Below are 14,983 nucleotides of genomic sequence, written 5' to 3'. Positions count from 1 at the left end.
GATCCGCGGCCGTGACCGACGCCGCCCTGGACCCCGATGACCTCAAGGCGGCGGGCAAGCCCGACACGCCGTCCCAGCCCGGGTCTCCGGGCGGTCACGTGACCGCCTCGGGCGAGATCGACTGGATCAAGATCTTCCTGGGCTTCGGCGGCATGGTCGTGGGCCAGTTCATGGCCACGCTCGACATCCAGATCGTGGCCTCCTCGCTCAGCCAGATCCAGGCCGGCATCGGCGCCAGCGCCGACGAGATCAGTTGGGTGCAGACCATCTACCTGCTGGCCGAGGTGGTGATCATTCCGCTCACCGCCTACCTGACCAAGATGTGGGGCACGCGGCCGGTCTACGTCTTCGCCGCCGCCGGCTTCATCGTCACCTCGATCCTCACCGGCCTGTCGACCAGCATCGAGATGATGATCGTCACCCGCGCGCTGCAGGGGCTGACCGCGGGCGCGATGATCCCGGCCGTCTTCGCCACCGCCATGACCGTCTTCCCGCCCGAGAAGCGGGTGATGGCCAACGTCACGGTCGGCCTGATCGTCACCCTGGCGCCGACCATCGGCCCGACCCTGGGCGGCCACCTGACCGAGGCGCTGAACTGGCGCTGGCTGTTCTTCGTGAACGTGCCTCCGGGCCTGCTGGTGATGTTCCTGGTCGGCCGCTACGGCGACTTCGACAAGGGCGACCCCAGCCTGGCCAAGGGCATCGACTGGTTCGGCCTGTTCACCATGACCGTGTTCCTGCTCACGATGCAGTACGTCATCGAGGAAGGCTCGAGCGAGGGCTGGTTCGACGACGACCTGATCCTCTGGCTGACCGTCACCGCGGTGATCGCCGGGGTGGTGTTCATCTGGCGCCAGCTCACCTATCACCAGCCGATCGTCTCGCTGAAGCCGTTCCGGGACCGCAACTTCACCCTCGGCTTCCTGATGAACGCCGTCTCGGGGATGAGCCTGTTCGGCGGCACCTTCATCCTGCCGCTGTTCCTGGGCCAGATCCGCCAGTATTCGGCGGCTGAGGTCGGCACCACCATGCTGGTCTCGGGCCTGACCATGTTCCTCAGCGCCCCCATCGTCGGCCGCGTCGTGCGCCTGATGGACCCGCGGATCTCGCTGGTCGCCGGCTTCGCGCTCGCCGCCTATGGCGTCGGTCTGGGGGTGCGGGTCACCGCCGAGTGGGGCTTCTGGGAGTTCGCCGCCCTCCAGGCCATCCGCGGCTTCGGGGTGATGGTGGCGATGATCGCCGCCCAGGCGCTGTCGGTCTCCACCCTGCCGATCTCGATGATGAAGGACGCCTCGGGGCTGGTGAACCTGGTCCGCAACGTCGGCGGCGCCATCGGCCTGGCGATCCTGACCACCATCCTCAGCGACCAGACCGCCGTCCACCTCTCGGAGCTGTCGGCGGCGATGAGCGTCTCCAGCCTGCAGGGCCAGGACATGCTGGAGGGCCTGACCGCGATGATGGACGCGCAGGGCCTGGCCAATCCGGAGGGCGCGGCCCGCAAGTTCCTGGGCATGGCCCTGCGCCGCGACGCCGCCGTGCTCGGCTTCGCGGACGGGTTCTACTTCCTGGCCCTGGGCTGCGCCGTCGCGGCCCTGCTCGGCTTCCTGGCGACCCCGGCCAAGAACACGGCCCCCGACGGCGACGGGGGCCACTGATGCCGCGCGCGCCCGGCCAGATCGACCTCGCCAAGACCCAGGCCATCCTCGACGCCGCCGCCCAGGTGTTCGGCGAGCGCGGCCTGGCGGCGTCGATGGAGGAGATCGCCCGCCGCGCCCGCGTCTCCAAGCAGACGATCTACAACCACTACGGCTCCAAGCCCGAGCTGATCCGCGCCATCGTCGACCGCCGGGTCAAGGAGATCACCGCCCCGCTGATGCTGCCGCAGGCCGCCGAGCATCCGGAAGAGGCCCTGGCCGCGTTCGGGCGCTCGATGCTCACCGCCGTGATGATCCCGCGCGGGACCACCATGCTGCGCATGACCGTCGAGAGCGCCGCCGATCAGCCGGACCTCGCCCGCGCCTTCTTCGAGGCCGGCCCCGCCACCTCCCGCCGCCGCCTCGCCGACTTCCTGCGGATGGAGACGCAGAACGGCCGCCTCGGCGTGGAGGATCCGGAGCTCGCGGCCGAGTTCTTCGCCAGCATGGTCATCGGCGCCCACCAGATCGCCCAGTTGCTGGGCGTCGTCCGCGCCCTCGACGCCGCCGAGATCGACCGCATCGCCCGCGAGGCGGCCCACCGGTTCATGAAGGCCTACTCAGCCTAGTCAGGGCGCGGTCAGCGGCTCCCACGCCGCCATCGCGCCCCTGGCGATGTCGAGCAGCTTGTCTTCCGAGGCGCCGTCGCGGGCCTGGATCGACATGCCCTGCTGGACGGTCAGGTAGAAGGCGGCGATCGCCCCGACGTCAATGCTGGCCGGCAGCTCCCCCGCCGCGACCGCCCGGCGCAGGCGCGTCTCCAGCCCCGACTGGCCCTGGGCGCGGTTCTCGCGCAGGGCCGCGCAGACGCTGGCGCTCGCCTCGGTGGCGTTGAGCTGCGAGAGCACCACCATGCAGCCGCGCGGCTTGCCGGGCCTTGAGAAGATATGTGCGGTGGCGGTCAGGAAACCTGCCACGGCCGCGCGCGCGTCCGGCGCGTTTTCGACCGCGTCCCAGATCTCCGGCCCCTCGGTGCGGCCATAGAGCTCGACCGCCTCGCGGAACAGCGCCTCCTTCGACCCGAACGCCGCATAGAGGCTGGGCGAGCCGATGCCCATGGCGGCGGTCAGGTCGCTGATCGAGGCGCCCTCGTACCCCTTGGCCCAGAACACCTCCATGGCGCGGGTCAGCGCCTGCTGCCGGTCGAAACTGCGTGGTCGGCCGCGCTCGGCCATGTCCGATCCTTTCTATATCGACCGATATATAAATCCCTTGACGCCGCGCCTCAAGCCGCCCATCTGCTTTCTGTATCGAACGACACAGAAATGGAGCAACCCGTGTCGAACCTCTCCGGAAAACACGCCCTGGTCACCGGCGCCAGCCGCGGCATCGGCGCCGCCATCGCCTTGCGCCTGGCCCGCGAAGGCGCGGACGTCGCCATCACCTACGAGCGCTCGGCCGACAGGGCGCAGGCCCTCGTCGAGCAGATCGAGGCCTTGGGCCGCAAGGGATTGGCCATCCAGGCCGACAGCGCCGACCCGGCTGCGGTCAAGGCGGCGGTCGACCGCGCCGCCGCCGAGCTGGGCGGCCTGGACATCCTGGTGAACAACGCCGGCATCGCCCGCGGCACGGGTCCGGTCGAGGGCTGGACCCTGGAGGACATCGACCAGTTGCTGGCCGTCAACGTCCGCGGCGTGATCGTCGCCTCGCAGGCCGCCGCCGCGCACCTGCCCCGGGGCGGGCGGATCATCAACATCGGTTCGAACCTGGCCGAGCTGGTGCCGTTCGCCGGCATCACCCTCTATTCGATGACCAAGTCCGCCCTGGTCAGCTTCACCAAGGGCCTGGCCCGCGACCTGGGACCCCAGGGGATCACGGTGAACCTCGTCCACCCCGGCTCGACCGACACCGACATGAACCCGGCCAGCGGCGAGGGCGCCGACCCGCAGCGCGCCCGCATGGCGATCCCCGAATACGGCAAGCCGGAAGACATCGCCGGCATGGTCGCCTGGATCGCCGGCCCCGAAGCCCGCTTCGCCAACGGCGCCGGCTTCGTGGTGGACGGCGGCGCCAACGCCTAGGGCGCCGCGGACGCTCCCCACTGGGACAGGGCGATCGCAGATCGAGGTCGCCGTATTTTTCCTCCCCCTTTCATGGGGGAGGGGGAGGATCTAAGGAAGGCTCAGCCCTCCTCGTCTTCCGTGAAGCCCATCATGTGGAAGCCGGCGTCCACATGGACCAGCTCGCCCGTGGTCGAGCGGCCGAGGTCCGACAGCAGCCACAGGGCCGCGCCGGCGACGCCTTCCATCGAGGTGTCTTCCTTCATGGCCGAGAGGTCGCGGCCCTTGGCCAGCATGCCCTTGCCGCCCGAGATCCCGGCCAGCGACAGGGTGCGCATGGCCCCCGGCGACAGGGCGTTGACGCGGATGCCCTTGGGGCCAAGGTCGCGGGCGACGTAGCGGGTCGCCGCCTCCAGCGCCGCCTTGGCCACGCCCATGGTGTTGTAGTTCGGGATGGCGCGCTCCGAGCCCATATAGGTCAGGCAGATGATCGAGCCGCCGTTCGGCATCAGCTTCTCGGCCCGCCGCGAGCAGTCGACGAAGCTGTAGGCCGAGATGTCCATCGCCTGCAGGAAGCCCTCGCGCGTGGCGTTGTCGACGAACGAGCCCTTGATCTGGTCGCGCGGCGCATAGGCGATGGCGTGGACGAAGAAGTCGATGGTCCCGAACGCCTGCTTCACCGCCTCGAAGGCGGCGTCCATCTGGTCGTCCTGGGTGACGTCGACGGGAACCACCGTCTTGACGCCGATGCTCTCGGCCAGCGGCTGCACCCGGCGCTCCATGCCCGGCAGGTGGAAGAACGCCATCTCCGCGCCCTGCGCCGCCAGTTGCGAGGCGATGCCCCAGGCGATCGAGTCGTGGTTGGCGACGCCGATCACCACGCCCTTCTTGCCCTTCATCAGATCGCCCTTGGGCAGATCCCAGCCATCCTTGGCCATGCGCGTCTCCTCGCGAATTTTCGTGGGGGTTTTTGGACGGGTGCGCGGATCGGCGCAAGCCCCGGCGCCCGGACGATCCGATGCTGGCGCGCCCGCGGAAGGCCCTGATAGAACTGAGCGAAGGCGTCGAGGGGCGAGGCGATGGGCGATCTGCCACCGCACATAGAGACGGCAAGACTGACCTTGCGGCCCATCGAGCCCAGGGATGCGCCGGCTCTCGCGCGCAATCTGACGTCGGCCGTCACTCAATGGCTGGCTTCGTGGCCAGATCCCATGACGCCCGAGATCGCCCTGGCCAGGATTGAACGGTCGCGCTCAGCGATGCGTCGCGGAGGCCACGTCTTCTATGCGCTGGAACGCCGGGAAGATGGTCGCATGATCGGCGGCTTCAGCGGCGGGCTGACTGCCGGCGACCTTACCCGGATGGAGATCGCCTACCACCTGGCAGAGGACTGCCACGGCTTGGGCTACATGCGGGAAGCTTCGCAAGCAGCACTCGACGCCATTTGGGAGCGCCTCCCGATCGAAGCCGTGGAGGCGGGCGCCCAGATCACCAACAGCGCCTCATTCGCGGTCATGAAGGCTATGGGCATGACCGCCATCGACGAGCGGATGGTCTATTCGCCGGTTCGCGACCGCGAAGAAGCCTATCGCTTCTACGAACTGCGGCGACCGCGCGGGCCCTAGGCCCGCGCCATCACCAGGCAGCCGTTGGTGCCGCCGAAGCCGAACGAGTTCGACATCACGGTTTCCAGCTCCACGTCCTTGCGCTGAAGCAGGATCGGCAGGTCGGCGAACTCCGGGTCGAGGTTCTCGATGTGGGCGCTCTGCGCCGCAAAGCCGTTGTTCAGCATCAGCAGGCTGTAGATCGCCTCCTGCGCCCCGGCCGCGCCCAGGCTGTGCCCGGTCAGCGACTTGGTCGACGAGATCAGCGGCACGTTCGAGCCGAACACCTCGCGCACCGCGCCCATTTCCTTGCTGTCGCCCACCGGGGTCGAGGTGCCGTGCGGGTTCAGGTAGTCGATCTTGCGGCCGCCCAGCTCGGCCATGGCCAGGCGCATGCAGCGCACCGCGCCCTCGCCCGACGGCGCGACCATGTCGAAGCCGTCGGAGTTGGCGGCGTAGCCGACGATCTCGCCGTAGATCTTGGCCCCGCGGGCCTTGGCGCGCTCGTACTCCTCCAGCACCACGATCCCGGCCCCGCCGGCGATCACGAAGCCGTCGCGGTCCTTGTCGTAGGCGCGGCTGGCGCTGGCCGGGCGGTCGTTGAAGTTCGAGCTCATCGCGCCCATGGCGTCGAACAGCACGCTGAGCGACCAGTCCAGCTCTTCCGTACCGCCGGCGAACACCACGTCCTGCTTGCCCAGCAGGATCTGCTCGTAGCCCGAGCCGATGCAGTGGGTGGAGGTGGCGCAGGCCGAGGAGATCGAGAAGTTCAGGCCCTTGATCTTGAACCAGGTGGCCAGCGTCGCCGAGGCGCCCGAGCTCATCGCCTTGGGCACCGCGAACGGGCCGACGCGCTTGGGGCCGCGCGCCTTGGCGGTGTGCGCGGCCTCGATGATCGCCTTGGTCGAGGGACCGCCCGAACCGACGATCAGGCCGGTGCGCTCGTGCGAGACCTCGGACTCTTCCAGCCCGGAATCGGCGATCGCCTGTTCCATGGCGATGTGGCCATAGGCCGTGCCCTGGGCCAGGAAGCGGGCCGCGCGGCGGTCGACCATCGACTCCCAGTCCAGGCCCGGGTCGGCGTGGACCTGCGAGCGGAAGCCCAGCTCGGCGTATTCCGGCGAGAAGCTGATCCCCGACCTGGCCTCGCGCAGCGAAGCCAGGACTTCATCGGCGTTCCGGCCGATGGACGAGACGATACCGATCCCGGTTATGACGACGCGGCGCATGTGTCTGTCCGTGCTCTCAGACCAGGTCCTTGGCGTCGAACAGGCCGACGCGCAGGTCCTTCGCCTCATAGATGGGCTTGCCGTCGGCTTCGAGCACGCCGTCGCCGATCCCCATCACCAGCTTGCGGATGATCACCCGCTTCAGGTCGATCTTGTAGACCAGCTTCTTGACCTTGGGCGTCACCTGGCCGGTGAACTTCACCTCGCCGACGCCCAGGGCGCGGCCCTTGCCGGGCGCGCCCGACCAGCCGAGGAAGAAGCCGACGAGCTGCCACATGGCGTCCAGGCCCAGGCAGCCGGGCATGACCGGGTCGCCGATGAAGTGGCACTGGAAGAACCAGAGGTCCGGATTGATATCCAGCTCGGCTTCCAGATAGCCCTTGCCGTGCGCGCCGCCGTCTTCCGTGATCTTCACGATCCGGTCGAACATCAGCATCGGGGGCACGGGCAGTTGCGCGTTGCCCGGGCCGAACATCTCGCCTCTGCCGCAGGCCAGCAGCTCTTCGAGATTGTAGTGGTCCTTGGCCTTGGCGCCCTGGATCATGCTTGGCTTTCTTGGCGGCGGCTCATTTTTCATAGCCTCGGGAATCGTGGATTTCAGGCCCTAGCAGAGCCGGGCGGCCGGCTCAACGGCTGCGCGCGGCTTGCGGGCGGGCGACTTTGCACTGGATGGCGTCCGAAGTTCCCCACAGTTCGGCCGCCGGAGCCCATCCGGAAACCCCGTCGCTGCGCACCCGGCACCAGCCGTCCTGGCAATCCTTGACCAGTTCGGCGATCGAGCGCGGGTTGAGATAGGCGACGATCTCGGCCTCGGCCCGCGGTTTCCGATGCAGGCCAAGGCGTGTCGGCTTCACCCGCATCACCGTGGCCTCGCCGGAGGTCAGCCGCCGGTGGACCCAGGCCATGCCGCCGTCCGGGTCGCAGATCCGCCGCCACTCGGTGTTCTCGGCGATCACCTGCACCGGCAGGCCCTTGGCCTGGTAGACCCACAAAAGCTTGTGATCTTCGCCCGGCCCGGCCCGCGCATAGACCTTGTCGAACTTCAGCGTGACGTAGCGCGGCACCGGCTGGCCCGACGGCGTCAGGCGCGGCGCCGCCTGCGCGGCGGGCGCAAAGGCGGCCAGAATCAGCGCCACCGTCAAAAAAGTGAGCGTTGCGGACTTCCACAGTCCAATCGTTCGAGGCTCGCCTTGGCCGTCCATGGGGGCTTTGCTAGAGGTTCTCTGTCACAACGCAAGGCGCGCCACGCGCAGTTAAAGATTCCTTTCGAACGCCCATGGCCCCTCGCAAACCAAAAGTCATCGTCACCCGCCGGCTGCCCGACCAGGTAGAGACCAGGATGCGGGAACTGTTCGACACCGAGCTCAACCTCGACGACGCGCCCCTGGACCGCGACGCGCTGGTCCAGGCGGTGCAGCGGGCCGACGCCATCGTGCCCACCATCACCGACCACATCGACGCCGACCTGATCGCCGCGGCCGGCGACAAGCTGAAGCTGATCGCCAATTTCGGGGCCGGGGTCGATCACATCGACGTGGTCGCGGCCAACGAACGTGGCATCGCGGTCACCAACACGCCCGGCGTGCTGACCGAGGACACCGCCGACCTGACCATGGCCCTGATCATGGCCGTCTCCCGCCGCATCGTGGAGGGCGCCAATGTCGTCCAGGCCGGCCAGTTCACCGGCTGGACCCCGACCTGGATGATGGGCCGGCGGGTCAACGGCAAGCGGCTGGGGATCATCGGCATGGGCCGGATCGGCCAGGCGGTGGCGCGCCGCGCCAGGGCCTTCGGCATGCAGATCCACTATCACAACCGCAAGCCGGTCAGCCACGTGATCGCCGAGGAGCTGGAGGCCACCTACTGGGAGAGCCTCGACCAGATGCTGGCGCGGATGGACATCATCTCGGTCAACTGCCCGCACACCCCGGCCACCTACCACCTGCTCTCGGCCCGGCGGCTGAAGCTGCTGCAGCCGCACGCCGTGGTGGTCAACACCGCCCGCGGCGGCATCATCGACGAGGGGGCCCTGGCCGACCTGCTGGCGGCCGGCGCCGTGGCCGGCGCGGGCCTGGACGTCTTCGAGTTCGAGCCGGCGATCAATCCCAAGCTGCTGACCCAGCCGAACGCCGTGCTGCTGCCGCACCTGGGCTCGGCCACCGTCGAGGCCCGCATCGACATGGGCGAAAAGGTGATCATCAACCTCAAGACCTGGATGGACGGCCACCGCCCGCCCGACCGGGTCATTCCGTCGATGCTGTAGGGCGGGCGCACGCCGGGCTGGGAACCCGCCAGACGGCGCGTTTGCGACGTCCTTTTCAACCACCAAGCCCACCAAGAACACCAAGGCGTCGCCGTTTCCCGAGCCTCTTGGTGTTCTTGGTGTGCTTGGTGGTGAATTCTACGGCGTGGCGGCCGCTTGGCGTCGCCGGTCGAAGACAGCCGCTGCGCGGCCCCTCAATGCCCCCCGCACACCTCGCATTCGGGATCGGCCCCGATCCGCACCGTCCGACTCTCGCCCGCCAGCCCGTCATAGATCAGCAGCCGCCCGGCCAGCGGCTCGCCGGCGCCGGCGATCAGCTTGATGGTCTCCAGGGCCATCATCGAACCGATCACCCCGGCCAGGGCGCCGACCACCCCGACCGTCTGGCAGGTCTCGGCCTCGGGCGGGACGTCCGGCACCAGGCAGCGATAGCAGGGCCGCCCCCGGAACACCCCGACCTGGCCGGTCCAGCGGCCGATGGCCCCCGAGACCAGGGTCCGCTCGTGCTTCACGCAGGCGGCGTTGACGGTGAAGCGGGTGGCGAAATCGTCGGTGCCGTCCAGCACCAGGTCGACCCCCGACACCAGCGGCCCGACATTGCACGGCTCCACGTGCACCGGCGCGCAATCGACGTGCACGTGCGGGTTCAGCGCCCGCAACTGGTCGGCGGCCGCCTCGACCTTCAGCCGGCCGACGTCGGCGTCGCGGAAGATCACCTGCCGCTGCAGGTTCGAGGTGTCGAGCACGTCGCCGTCGGCCAGCACGATCCGGCCGACCCCGGCCGCGGCCAGGTAGAGCGCCGCGGGCGCGCCCAGGCCCCCGGCCCCGACGATCAGCACGCTGGCGCCCTTCAGCCGCTGCTGGCCCTGGCCGCCGACCTCGCGCAGCACCAGATGGCGGGCGTAGCGCTCGACTTCGTCGTCCGTGAAGCTCATCGTCGCCTCGCTACGTTTCCGCGCGCCGCCGTCCGGTCCGGTTCGCGCCGCGCTTGACCTCGCCCGTCCCCCTGGCCACATCGAGAGCCATGACGACAAGCTCGAACTTCCCCGCCGGCTCTTTCCCCGATTGGCACGGCACCACCATCCTCGCGGTGCGCAAGGGCGGCAAGACCGTGATCGCCGGCGACGGCCAGGTCTCCATGGGCCAGACCGTGGTCAAGGGCAACGCCCGCAAGGTGCGGACCCTGGCCGGCGGCAAGGTGCTGGCCGGGTTCGCCGGCGCCACCGCCGACGCCTTCACCCTGATCGAACGGCTCGAGGCCAAGCTGGAGCAGTATCCCGACCAGCTCGCCCGGGCCTGCGTGGACCTGGCCAAGGACTGGCGCACCGACCGCTACCTGCGCCGGCTGGAGGCCATGCTGCTGGTCGCCGACAAGGATTCCATCTTCACCGTCACCGGGGTCGGCGACGTGCTGGAGCCGGAGACCGGCGTGGCGGCGATCGGATCGGGCGGCAACTACGCCCTGGCCGCCGCCCTGGCCCTGGCCGACACGGAGCTCTCGGCCGAGGACGTGGCCCGCAAGGCCATGGCCATCGCCGCGCGGATCTGCGTCTACACCAACGGGGAACTGACGGTTGAGAGCCTCTAGCCTCCTCCTGGCGGCGCTGCTCTTTTCGACCCCCGCCCTGGCCGACGCCGATCCCTCCGCGGTCGTGGCCGCCGAGCGCGCCTTCGCGGCCGACGGCCTGGCGCTGGGGATCAAGCGCTCGTTCCTGAAGCACTCGGCCCCCGACGCCATCCTGCTCGCGCCCGACCCGGTCAAGGCGCACGAGCTCTACGCCGGGCGGCCCGACAAGCCCCATCCGCCGCTGGTCTGGTGGCCGCTGTGGGCGGGGATCGCCCGCTCCGGCGACCTCGGCTTCACCACCGGCCCGACCACCTTCGGCGGCCAGGAGAACGGCTGGTACTTCACCGTCTGGGCCCGCCAGGCCGACGGCGGCTGGAAGTGGATCTATGACGGCGGCGCGCCCAGCGCCCATGGGAACGCCGCGCCGCAGGGCTCGGCCCCGGCCTACCTGGCCGCAGCGACGGGCCAGGAGACCACCGCCGAGGCCGCCATGGCCGCCGTCCGCGCCGCCGAAACCGCCCTGGCCGACCGGGCCGCCGCCGACGCCCGCGGCGCCTATCTGGCCGCGCTGGCCCCCGACGCCCGGATCGCCGGTTCGCCCGAGGTCCCGGCGACGACGCCGGACGCCGTGAAGGCCGAACTGGCGCGCCGCGCTCCGGCCATCGCCTTCTCCGCCCTCGGCGGCCGGGCCTCGCAGGCGGGCGACCTGGCCTGGACCTATGGCGACGCGCGCTGGCAGGACGGGCCGGCGGAACACCGCGGCCACTATGTCCGCATCTGGCAAAGCCGCGCCGACGGCTGGCGGCTGGTCTTCGATCAGATTCTTCCTGTCGCACAGCCCGCGTCGTGACTATCTAGCGGGCCATGACTGAGTTTTCCCCCCGCGAGATCGTCTCCGAGCTCGACCGCTACATCGTCGGCCATCCCGACGCCAAGAAGGCCGTCGCCGTCGCCCTGCGCAACCGCTGGCGCCGCCGTCGCGTACCCGCCGACCTGCGCGACGAGGTGACGCCCAAGAACATCCTGATGATCGGCCCGACCGGGGTCGGCAAGACCGAGATAGCCCGCCGCCTGGCGCGGCTGGCCCAGGCGCCGTTCCTGAAGGTCGAGGCCACCAAGTTCACCGAGGTCGGCTATGTCGGCCGCGACGTCGACCAGATCGTCCGCGACCTGGTGGAAAGCGCCATGGCCATGGTCCGCGACAAGCGCCGCGCCGCCGTGCGCGCCCGCGCCGAGGCCGCCGCCGAGGAGCGCCTGCTCGACGCCCTGACCGGCCCCGGCTCCACCGCCGCCCGCGACAGCTTCCGCAAGAAGCTGCGCGCCGGCGAGCTGGACGACAAGGAGGTCGAGCTGACCCTGGCCGAGACCGGCGGCGGCATGCCGATGTTCGACATTCCCGGCCAGCCCGGCGCCCAGATGGGCATGCTCAATCTCGGCGAGATGATGGGCAAGGCCTTCGGCGGCCGCACCAAGACCCACAAGACCACCGTCTCCGGCGCCTGGGCCCCGCTGATCGCCGAGGAAAGCGACAAGCTGCTGGACCAGGAGGCCCTGACCCAGGAGGCCCTGGAGCTGGCCGAGAACAACGGCATCGTCTTCCTGGACGAGATCGACAAGGTCGCCTCCAACCGCGAACGCGCCGGCGCCGACGTCAGCCGCGAAGGCGTGCAGCGCGACCTGCTGCCGCTGATCGAGGGGACCACCGTCTCCACCAAGTACGGCCCGGTGAAGACCGACCACATCCTGTTCATCGCCTCGGGCGCCTTCCACGTGGCCAAGCCCTCGGACCTGCTGCCCGAGCTGCAGGGCCGCCTGCCGATCCGGGTGGAGCTGAAGGCCCTGACCCGCGACGACTTCCGCCGCATCCTCACCGAGCCGGAAGCCAACCTGATCCGCCAGCACCAGGCGCTGCTCGCCACCGAGGGCGTCACCCTGAAGTTCACCGAGGACGCCGTCGACGCCCTGGCCGACGCCGCCGTCACCGTCAACGGCAGCGTCGAGAACATCGGCGCCCGCCGGCTGCAGACCGTGCTGGAAAAGGTGCTGGAGGAGATCAGCTACACCGCCTCAGACCGCGACGGCGAAACCGTCAACATCGACGCGGCCTATGTGAAGGAGCGGGTCGGGGGCCTGGCCCAGAACACCGACCTCAGCCGGTTCATCCTCTAGGGCCGGCCGGCCTCAGCCCCGTCGCGCGGCGTAGATCGCCCGCTCGAGCGCCCGCGCGAAGTCGGCCCGCTCGACCGGGCTGAGCGCCGCCGCGACGCTGGCGTGGCGGCCCGACATCGCCAGCCGCACCCCATGCACGACGTCGTCCTCGTCGATCTCCAGGGCGACGCGGGTGAAGGCGGTCGGGCTTTCCCAGACCACCTGGCTGGACTTGGGCGTCTCGCGCACCACCCGCACCTCGCGCGCGGTGACCAGCACCCGCTCGATCTTCTTGGCGGCGGCGTAGCTGGCGGCGAAGGCGGCGATCACCGCCAGCACGTCGAGGCCCAGGAACACCGGCACGAAGGTCGCGCCCATCGACAGGAAGACCGCGGCGGCCAGGCAGTTGACCAGGGTGACGATGCCGATCAGCACCACGAAGCCCCGCTGCGAGAGCGAGCGGTTGGGCGTGATCACGGCGTCCATGTAGACGAGGCTGTCCATCGGGGGCCCAGTCTAGCGCCGAAAACGGCTGCGCAAAGCCCGCGCCTCTTGGCGGCGCGCGCGACGCGGGCGATGGTCGCCGCGCCATGGCCAAGTCCGTCACCAAGAAGCGCCTGTCGCCCGCCGAGAAAGCCCGCGTCGAGGAGCTGTTCCACCGGTTCCTGTCGCTCAGCGACGACCCGCGCACCGAGCTGAACTACGACAGCCCCTACACCCTGGTGGTCGCCGTGGCCCTGTCGGCCCAGGCCACCGACGTCGGCGTCAACAAGGCCACCGCCAGGCTGTTCGCGGTCGCCGACACGCCCGAGCAGATGCTGGCCCTGGGCGAGGAGGGGCTGATCCCGTACATCAGCTCCATCGGCCTCTTCCGCACCAAGGCCAGGAACGTCATCGCCGCGGCCAGGATCATCGTCGAGCAGCATGGCGGCGAGGTGCCGCTGAGCCGCGAGGACCTGATGGCGCTGCCCGGCGTCGGGCGAAAGACCGCCAGCGTCGTGCTCAACGAGCTGCGGGTCGAACCGGCCATCGCCGTCGACACCCACGTCTTCCGGGTCGCCCACCGCCTGAAGCTCTCGTCCGGCAAGACCCCCGACCAGGTCGAGGCCGACCTGATGGCCATCGTGCCCGAGCCCTACCTGACCCGCGCCCACCACTGGCTGATCCTGCATGGCCGCTACACCTGCGTCGCCCGGCGGCCCAGGTGCGGGGAATGCCCGGTCGCCGACCTCTGCCCGTCCAAGATCCTGTTCGTCTGAACCTGCGAGCCCCATCTCCCTCAAGGCCATGGCCCACCATCTGCCGCTCAACGCCCTGCGGGTCTTCGAGGCCTGCGCCCGCCACGGCAGCTTCCTGAGCGCCGCCGAGGAGCTGGCCATCACCCCGGGCGCGGTCTCGCGCCACATCAAGGGGCTCGAGGCCGAGCTGGAGGTGCGCCTGTTCGACCGCTTCAACCGCGCCGTCCGCCTGACCGAGGCCGGCGAGCAGCTTTCGGTCGGCGTGCGCCAGGGGCTCTCGACGATCCAGTCGGCGGTGGACGCCGTGCGCTCCAAGCGCGACGCCCCGCTGGTGGTGACCGTGCTGCACTCGCTGGCCGCCCGCTGGCTGGTGCCGCGGCTGCACGACTTCCAGCGCCGCTATCCCGAGGTCCAGATCCTGGTCGCCGCCTCCGACCTGCCCGCCGACCTCGCGCGCGAGAACATCGACGTGGCCATCCGGCTGGGCCGCGGCCCCTATCCCGGCCATCACGTCACCCACCTGTTCGACACCCTGATGGCGCCGGTGTGCAGCCCCGGCCTGATCGAGAAGTACGGCCCCTTCAACCATCCCAACGACCTGCACGGCGTCACCCTGCTGCACGACGTGCTGATGCTGCCCGAGGAGCCCGACTGGGCCGACTGGCTGAAGGCGGCCGGGGCCGACCGGGTCGATCCCAATCCGGGACCGCGCTTCTCCAACACCTACCTCGCCGTCGAGGCCGCCCTGTCCGACCGCGGCATGGCCTTCGCGCACAAGGCCATGGTGATCGACGACCTGGCCAGCGGCCGGCTGGTCCAGCCCTTCGACCTGACCCTGCCCAGCCCCTTCAGCCATTGGGTTCTGTCGCTGCCGGAAAAGGCCGACCAGCCCAACATCCGCCGCTTCCGCGCCTGGCTGCTCGAACAGGCCCTGGCCGACGGCCTGGCCTTCGCCGAGTGATCTGAAGTCAACTGACGGGCGCTAAGCTCGTTTGTCGCAGCGCAGCAAATCTGGGAAATTACGGGCGTCCGCCGTTGTAGGAGCCTCCCCGTGACCTGCACCTATCCTCAATCGATCGAGATTTCGCGCACCAAGCTGCTGCGCGACCTGATCCTCGTCTTCGCTGTCGCCGTGATCGCCGCCCCCGCAGCGATCGCGCTCTTGGGCGCGGCCTGACGAGCGCGGGCCGGCTTCCCTCCTCCTGAGCCGGCCCGCCCCCTTCCGCGCCGCCGCGAGACT

The 14,983-nt window shown here is 69.8% G+C and carries 18 protein-coding genes; 11 read left to right on the top strand and 7 right to left on the bottom strand.

The features are described 5' to 3' along the window. Nucleotides 1-11: 11 nt before the first annotated feature. Both RTL41_RS19615 and RTL41_RS19610 read left to right on the top strand, forming a co-directional pair. Nucleotides 12-1,655: a DHA2 family efflux MFS transporter permease subunit gene (locus RTL41_RS19615; RefSeq protein ID WP_312166929.1), complete on the top strand. Its 1,644-nt coding sequence runs from the start codon at nt 12-14 to the stop codon at nt 1,653-1,655. After that, entirely contained in the window at nt 1,655-2,263 is a 609-nt protein-coding gene (locus RTL41_RS19610; protein ID WP_312166928.1) for a TetR/AcrR family transcriptional regulator, read from the top strand. The genes RTL41_RS19615 and RTL41_RS19610 overlap by 1 nt, the downstream gene beginning before the upstream one ends. On the opposite strand, the gene RTL41_RS19605 is transcribed toward RTL41_RS19610, so the two are convergent. Continuing rightward, a complete protein-coding gene (locus RTL41_RS19605; RefSeq protein WP_312166927.1) occupies nt 2,264-2,869 on the bottom strand; it encodes a TetR/AcrR family transcriptional regulator in 606 nt (201 codons plus the stop codon). It abuts the gene before it with no gap. A gap of 102 nt (nt 2,870-2,971) precedes the next feature. On the opposite strand from RTL41_RS19605, the gene RTL41_RS19600 reads away from it, so the two are divergent. Further along, nucleotides 2,972-3,715 carry a 3-oxoacyl-ACP reductase family protein gene (locus tag RTL41_RS19600; protein ID WP_312166926.1) on the top strand — a complete coding sequence of 248 codons (744 nt, stop codon included), beginning with the start codon at nt 2,972-2,974 and terminating at the stop codon, nt 3,713-3,715. A gap of 101 nt (nt 3,716-3,816) precedes the next feature. Here the strand turns inward: RTL41_RS19600 and RTL41_RS19595 are convergent, their stop codons facing one another. Beyond that, a complete protein-coding gene (locus tag RTL41_RS19595; RefSeq protein WP_312166925.1) occupies nt 3,817-4,632 on the bottom strand; it encodes an enoyl-ACP reductase in 816 nt (271 codons plus the stop codon). A gap of 141 nt (nt 4,633-4,773) precedes the next feature. Between RTL41_RS19595 and RTL41_RS19590 the strand changes: the two genes are divergently transcribed. Then, a complete protein-coding gene (locus RTL41_RS19590; RefSeq protein WP_312166924.1) occupies nt 4,774-5,319 on the top strand; it encodes a GNAT family N-acetyltransferase in 546 nt (181 codons plus the stop codon). Here RTL41_RS19590 and fabB read toward each other — a convergent pair. From fabB to RTL41_RS19575, 3 genes are all read right to left on the bottom strand, one after another. Beyond that, nucleotides 5,316-6,527 (bottom strand): beta-ketoacyl-ACP synthase I, encoded by a 1,212-nt coding sequence (gene fabB, locus RTL41_RS19585; protein WP_312166923.1) that lies wholly within the window; start codon nt 6,525-6,527, stop codon nt 5,316-5,318. The two genes, RTL41_RS19590 and fabB, sit on opposite strands and share 4 nt — an antisense overlap. Before the next feature lie 16 nt (nt 6,528-6,543). Next, a complete protein-coding gene (gene fabA, locus RTL41_RS19580) occupies nt 6,544-7,071 on the bottom strand; it encodes a 3-hydroxyacyl-[acyl-carrier-protein] dehydratase FabA (protein ID WP_312166922.1) in 528 nt (175 codons plus the stop codon). Between the two features lie 82 nt (nt 7,072-7,153). Beyond that, on the bottom strand, nt 7,154-7,663 hold the full coding sequence (locus RTL41_RS19575) for an SH3 domain-containing protein (RefSeq protein ID WP_312166921.1): 510 nt from the start codon (nt 7,661-7,663) through the stop codon (nt 7,154-7,156). A 140-nt stretch (nt 7,664-7,803) separates the two neighbouring features. On the opposite strand from RTL41_RS19575, the gene RTL41_RS19570 reads away from it, so the two are divergent. Continuing rightward, the gene (locus RTL41_RS19570; protein WP_312166919.1) at nt 7,804-8,790 is read left to right on the top strand and encodes a D-glycerate dehydrogenase; all 987 of its coding nucleotides are present in this window, start codon (nt 7,804-7,806) and stop codon (nt 8,788-8,790) included. Nucleotides 8,791-8,984: 194 nt separating this feature from the next. Here the strand turns inward: RTL41_RS19570 and RTL41_RS19565 are convergent, their stop codons facing one another. Then, nucleotides 8,985-9,725 carry a HesA/MoeB/ThiF family protein gene (locus tag RTL41_RS19565; RefSeq protein WP_312166917.1) on the bottom strand — a complete coding sequence of 247 codons (741 nt, stop codon included), beginning with the start codon at nt 9,723-9,725 and terminating at the stop codon, nt 8,985-8,987. Between the two features lie 89 nt (nt 9,726-9,814). Here RTL41_RS19565 and hslV point away from each other — a divergent pair, with 89 nt between their 5' ends. The 3 genes from hslV to hslU are packed head-to-tail and all read left to right on the top strand — an operon-like array spanning nt 9,815 to nt 12,526. Then, nucleotides 9,815-10,378 (top strand): ATP-dependent protease subunit HslV, encoded by a 564-nt coding sequence (gene hslV, locus RTL41_RS19560; RefSeq protein WP_312166915.1) that lies wholly within the window; start codon nt 9,815-9,817, stop codon nt 10,376-10,378. Beyond that, nucleotides 10,365-11,207, top strand: a complete 843-nt coding sequence (locus tag RTL41_RS19555) for a DUF4440 domain-containing protein (RefSeq protein WP_312166913.1) — start codon at nt 10,365-10,367, stop codon at nt 11,205-11,207. The genes hslV and RTL41_RS19555 overlap by 14 nt, the downstream gene beginning before the upstream one ends. 14 nt (nt 11,208-11,221) lie before the next feature. Next, the gene (hslU, locus tag RTL41_RS19550; protein ID WP_312166912.1) at nt 11,222-12,526 is read left to right on the top strand and encodes an ATP-dependent protease ATPase subunit HslU; all 1,305 of its coding nucleotides are present in this window, start codon (nt 11,222-11,224) and stop codon (nt 12,524-12,526) included. A 12-nt stretch (nt 12,527-12,538) separates the two neighbouring features. On the opposite strand, the gene RTL41_RS19545 is transcribed toward hslU, so the two are convergent. Continuing rightward, the gene (locus tag RTL41_RS19545) at nt 12,539-13,009 is read right to left on the bottom strand and encodes a DUF2244 domain-containing protein (protein WP_312166911.1); all 471 of its coding nucleotides are present in this window, start codon (nt 13,007-13,009) and stop codon (nt 12,539-12,541) included. 86 nt (nt 13,010-13,095) lie between these two features. Here RTL41_RS19545 and nth point away from each other — a divergent pair, with 86 nt between their 5' ends. The 3 genes from nth to RTL41_RS19530 all read left to right on the top strand — a co-directional run bounded on the left by nth (nt 13,096) and on the right by RTL41_RS19530 (nt 14,920). After that, a complete protein-coding gene (gene nth / locus RTL41_RS19540) occupies nt 13,096-13,764 on the top strand; it encodes an endonuclease III (protein WP_312166909.1) in 669 nt (222 codons plus the stop codon). Between the two features lie 28 nt (nt 13,765-13,792). Continuing rightward, nucleotides 13,793-14,704 carry a transcriptional regulator GcvA gene (gene gcvA / locus RTL41_RS19535; protein WP_312166908.1) on the top strand — a complete coding sequence of 304 codons (912 nt, stop codon included), beginning with the start codon at nt 13,793-13,795 and terminating at the stop codon, nt 14,702-14,704. Nucleotides 14,705-14,794: 90 nt separating this feature from the next. Beyond that, nucleotides 14,795-14,920 (top strand): hypothetical protein, encoded by a 126-nt coding sequence (locus tag RTL41_RS19530; RefSeq protein WP_312166907.1) that lies wholly within the window; start codon nt 14,795-14,797, stop codon nt 14,918-14,920. Nucleotides 14,921-14,983 lie beyond the last annotated feature (63 nt).

This window comes from Phenylobacterium sp. (assembly GCF_031984885.1).
In the GTDB taxonomy this organism is placed as follows: Bacteria; Pseudomonadota; Alphaproteobacteria; order Caulobacterales; family Caulobacteraceae; genus Phenylobacterium.
This window is presented reverse-complemented; position numbering and strand designations above follow the sequence as displayed.

Bases quoted from the DNA above. Each gene is read 5' to 3' on its own strand.
- fabA (WP_312166922.1), bottom strand. From the start codon at position 7,071: ATGATCCAGGGCGCCAAGGCCAAGGACCACTACAATCTCGAAGAGCTG.
- RTL41_RS19590 (WP_312166924.1), top strand. From the start codon at position 4,774: ATGGGCGATCTGCCACCGCACATAGAGACGGCAAGACTGACCTTGCGG.
- RTL41_RS19545 (WP_312166911.1), bottom strand. From the start codon at position 13,009: ATGGACAGCCTCGTCTACATGGACGCCGTGATCACGCCCAACCGCTCG.
- hslV (WP_312166915.1), top strand. From the start codon at position 9,815: ATGACGACAAGCTCGAACTTCCCCGCCGGCTCTTTCCCCGATTGGCAC.
- RTL41_RS19565 (WP_312166917.1), bottom strand. From the start codon at position 9,725: ATGAGCTTCACGGACGACGAAGTCGAGCGCTACGCCCGCCATCTGGTG.
- RTL41_RS19605 (WP_312166927.1), bottom strand. From the start codon at position 2,869: ATGGCCGAGCGCGGCCGACCACGCAGTTTCGACCGGCAGCAGGCGCTG.
- hslU (WP_312166912.1), top strand. From the start codon at position 11,222: ATGACTGAGTTTTCCCCCCGCGAGATCGTCTCCGAGCTCGACCGCTAC.
- RTL41_RS19595 (WP_312166925.1), bottom strand. From the start codon at position 4,632: ATGGCCAAGGATGGCTGGGATCTGCCCAAGGGCGATCTGATGAAGGGC.
- RTL41_RS19570 (WP_312166919.1), top strand. From the start codon at position 7,804: ATGGCCCCTCGCAAACCAAAAGTCATCGTCACCCGCCGGCTGCCCGAC.
- gcvA (WP_312166908.1), top strand. From the start codon at position 13,793: ATGGCCCACCATCTGCCGCTCAACGCCCTGCGGGTCTTCGAGGCCTGC.
- RTL41_RS19610 (WP_312166928.1), top strand. From the start codon at position 1,655: ATGCCGCGCGCGCCCGGCCAGATCGACCTCGCCAAGACCCAGGCCATC.
- nth (WP_312166909.1), top strand. From the start codon at position 13,096: ATGGCCAAGTCCGTCACCAAGAAGCGCCTGTCGCCCGCCGAGAAAGCC.
- fabB (WP_312166923.1), bottom strand. From the start codon at position 6,527: ATGCGCCGCGTCGTCATAACCGGGATCGGTATCGTCTCGTCCATCGGC.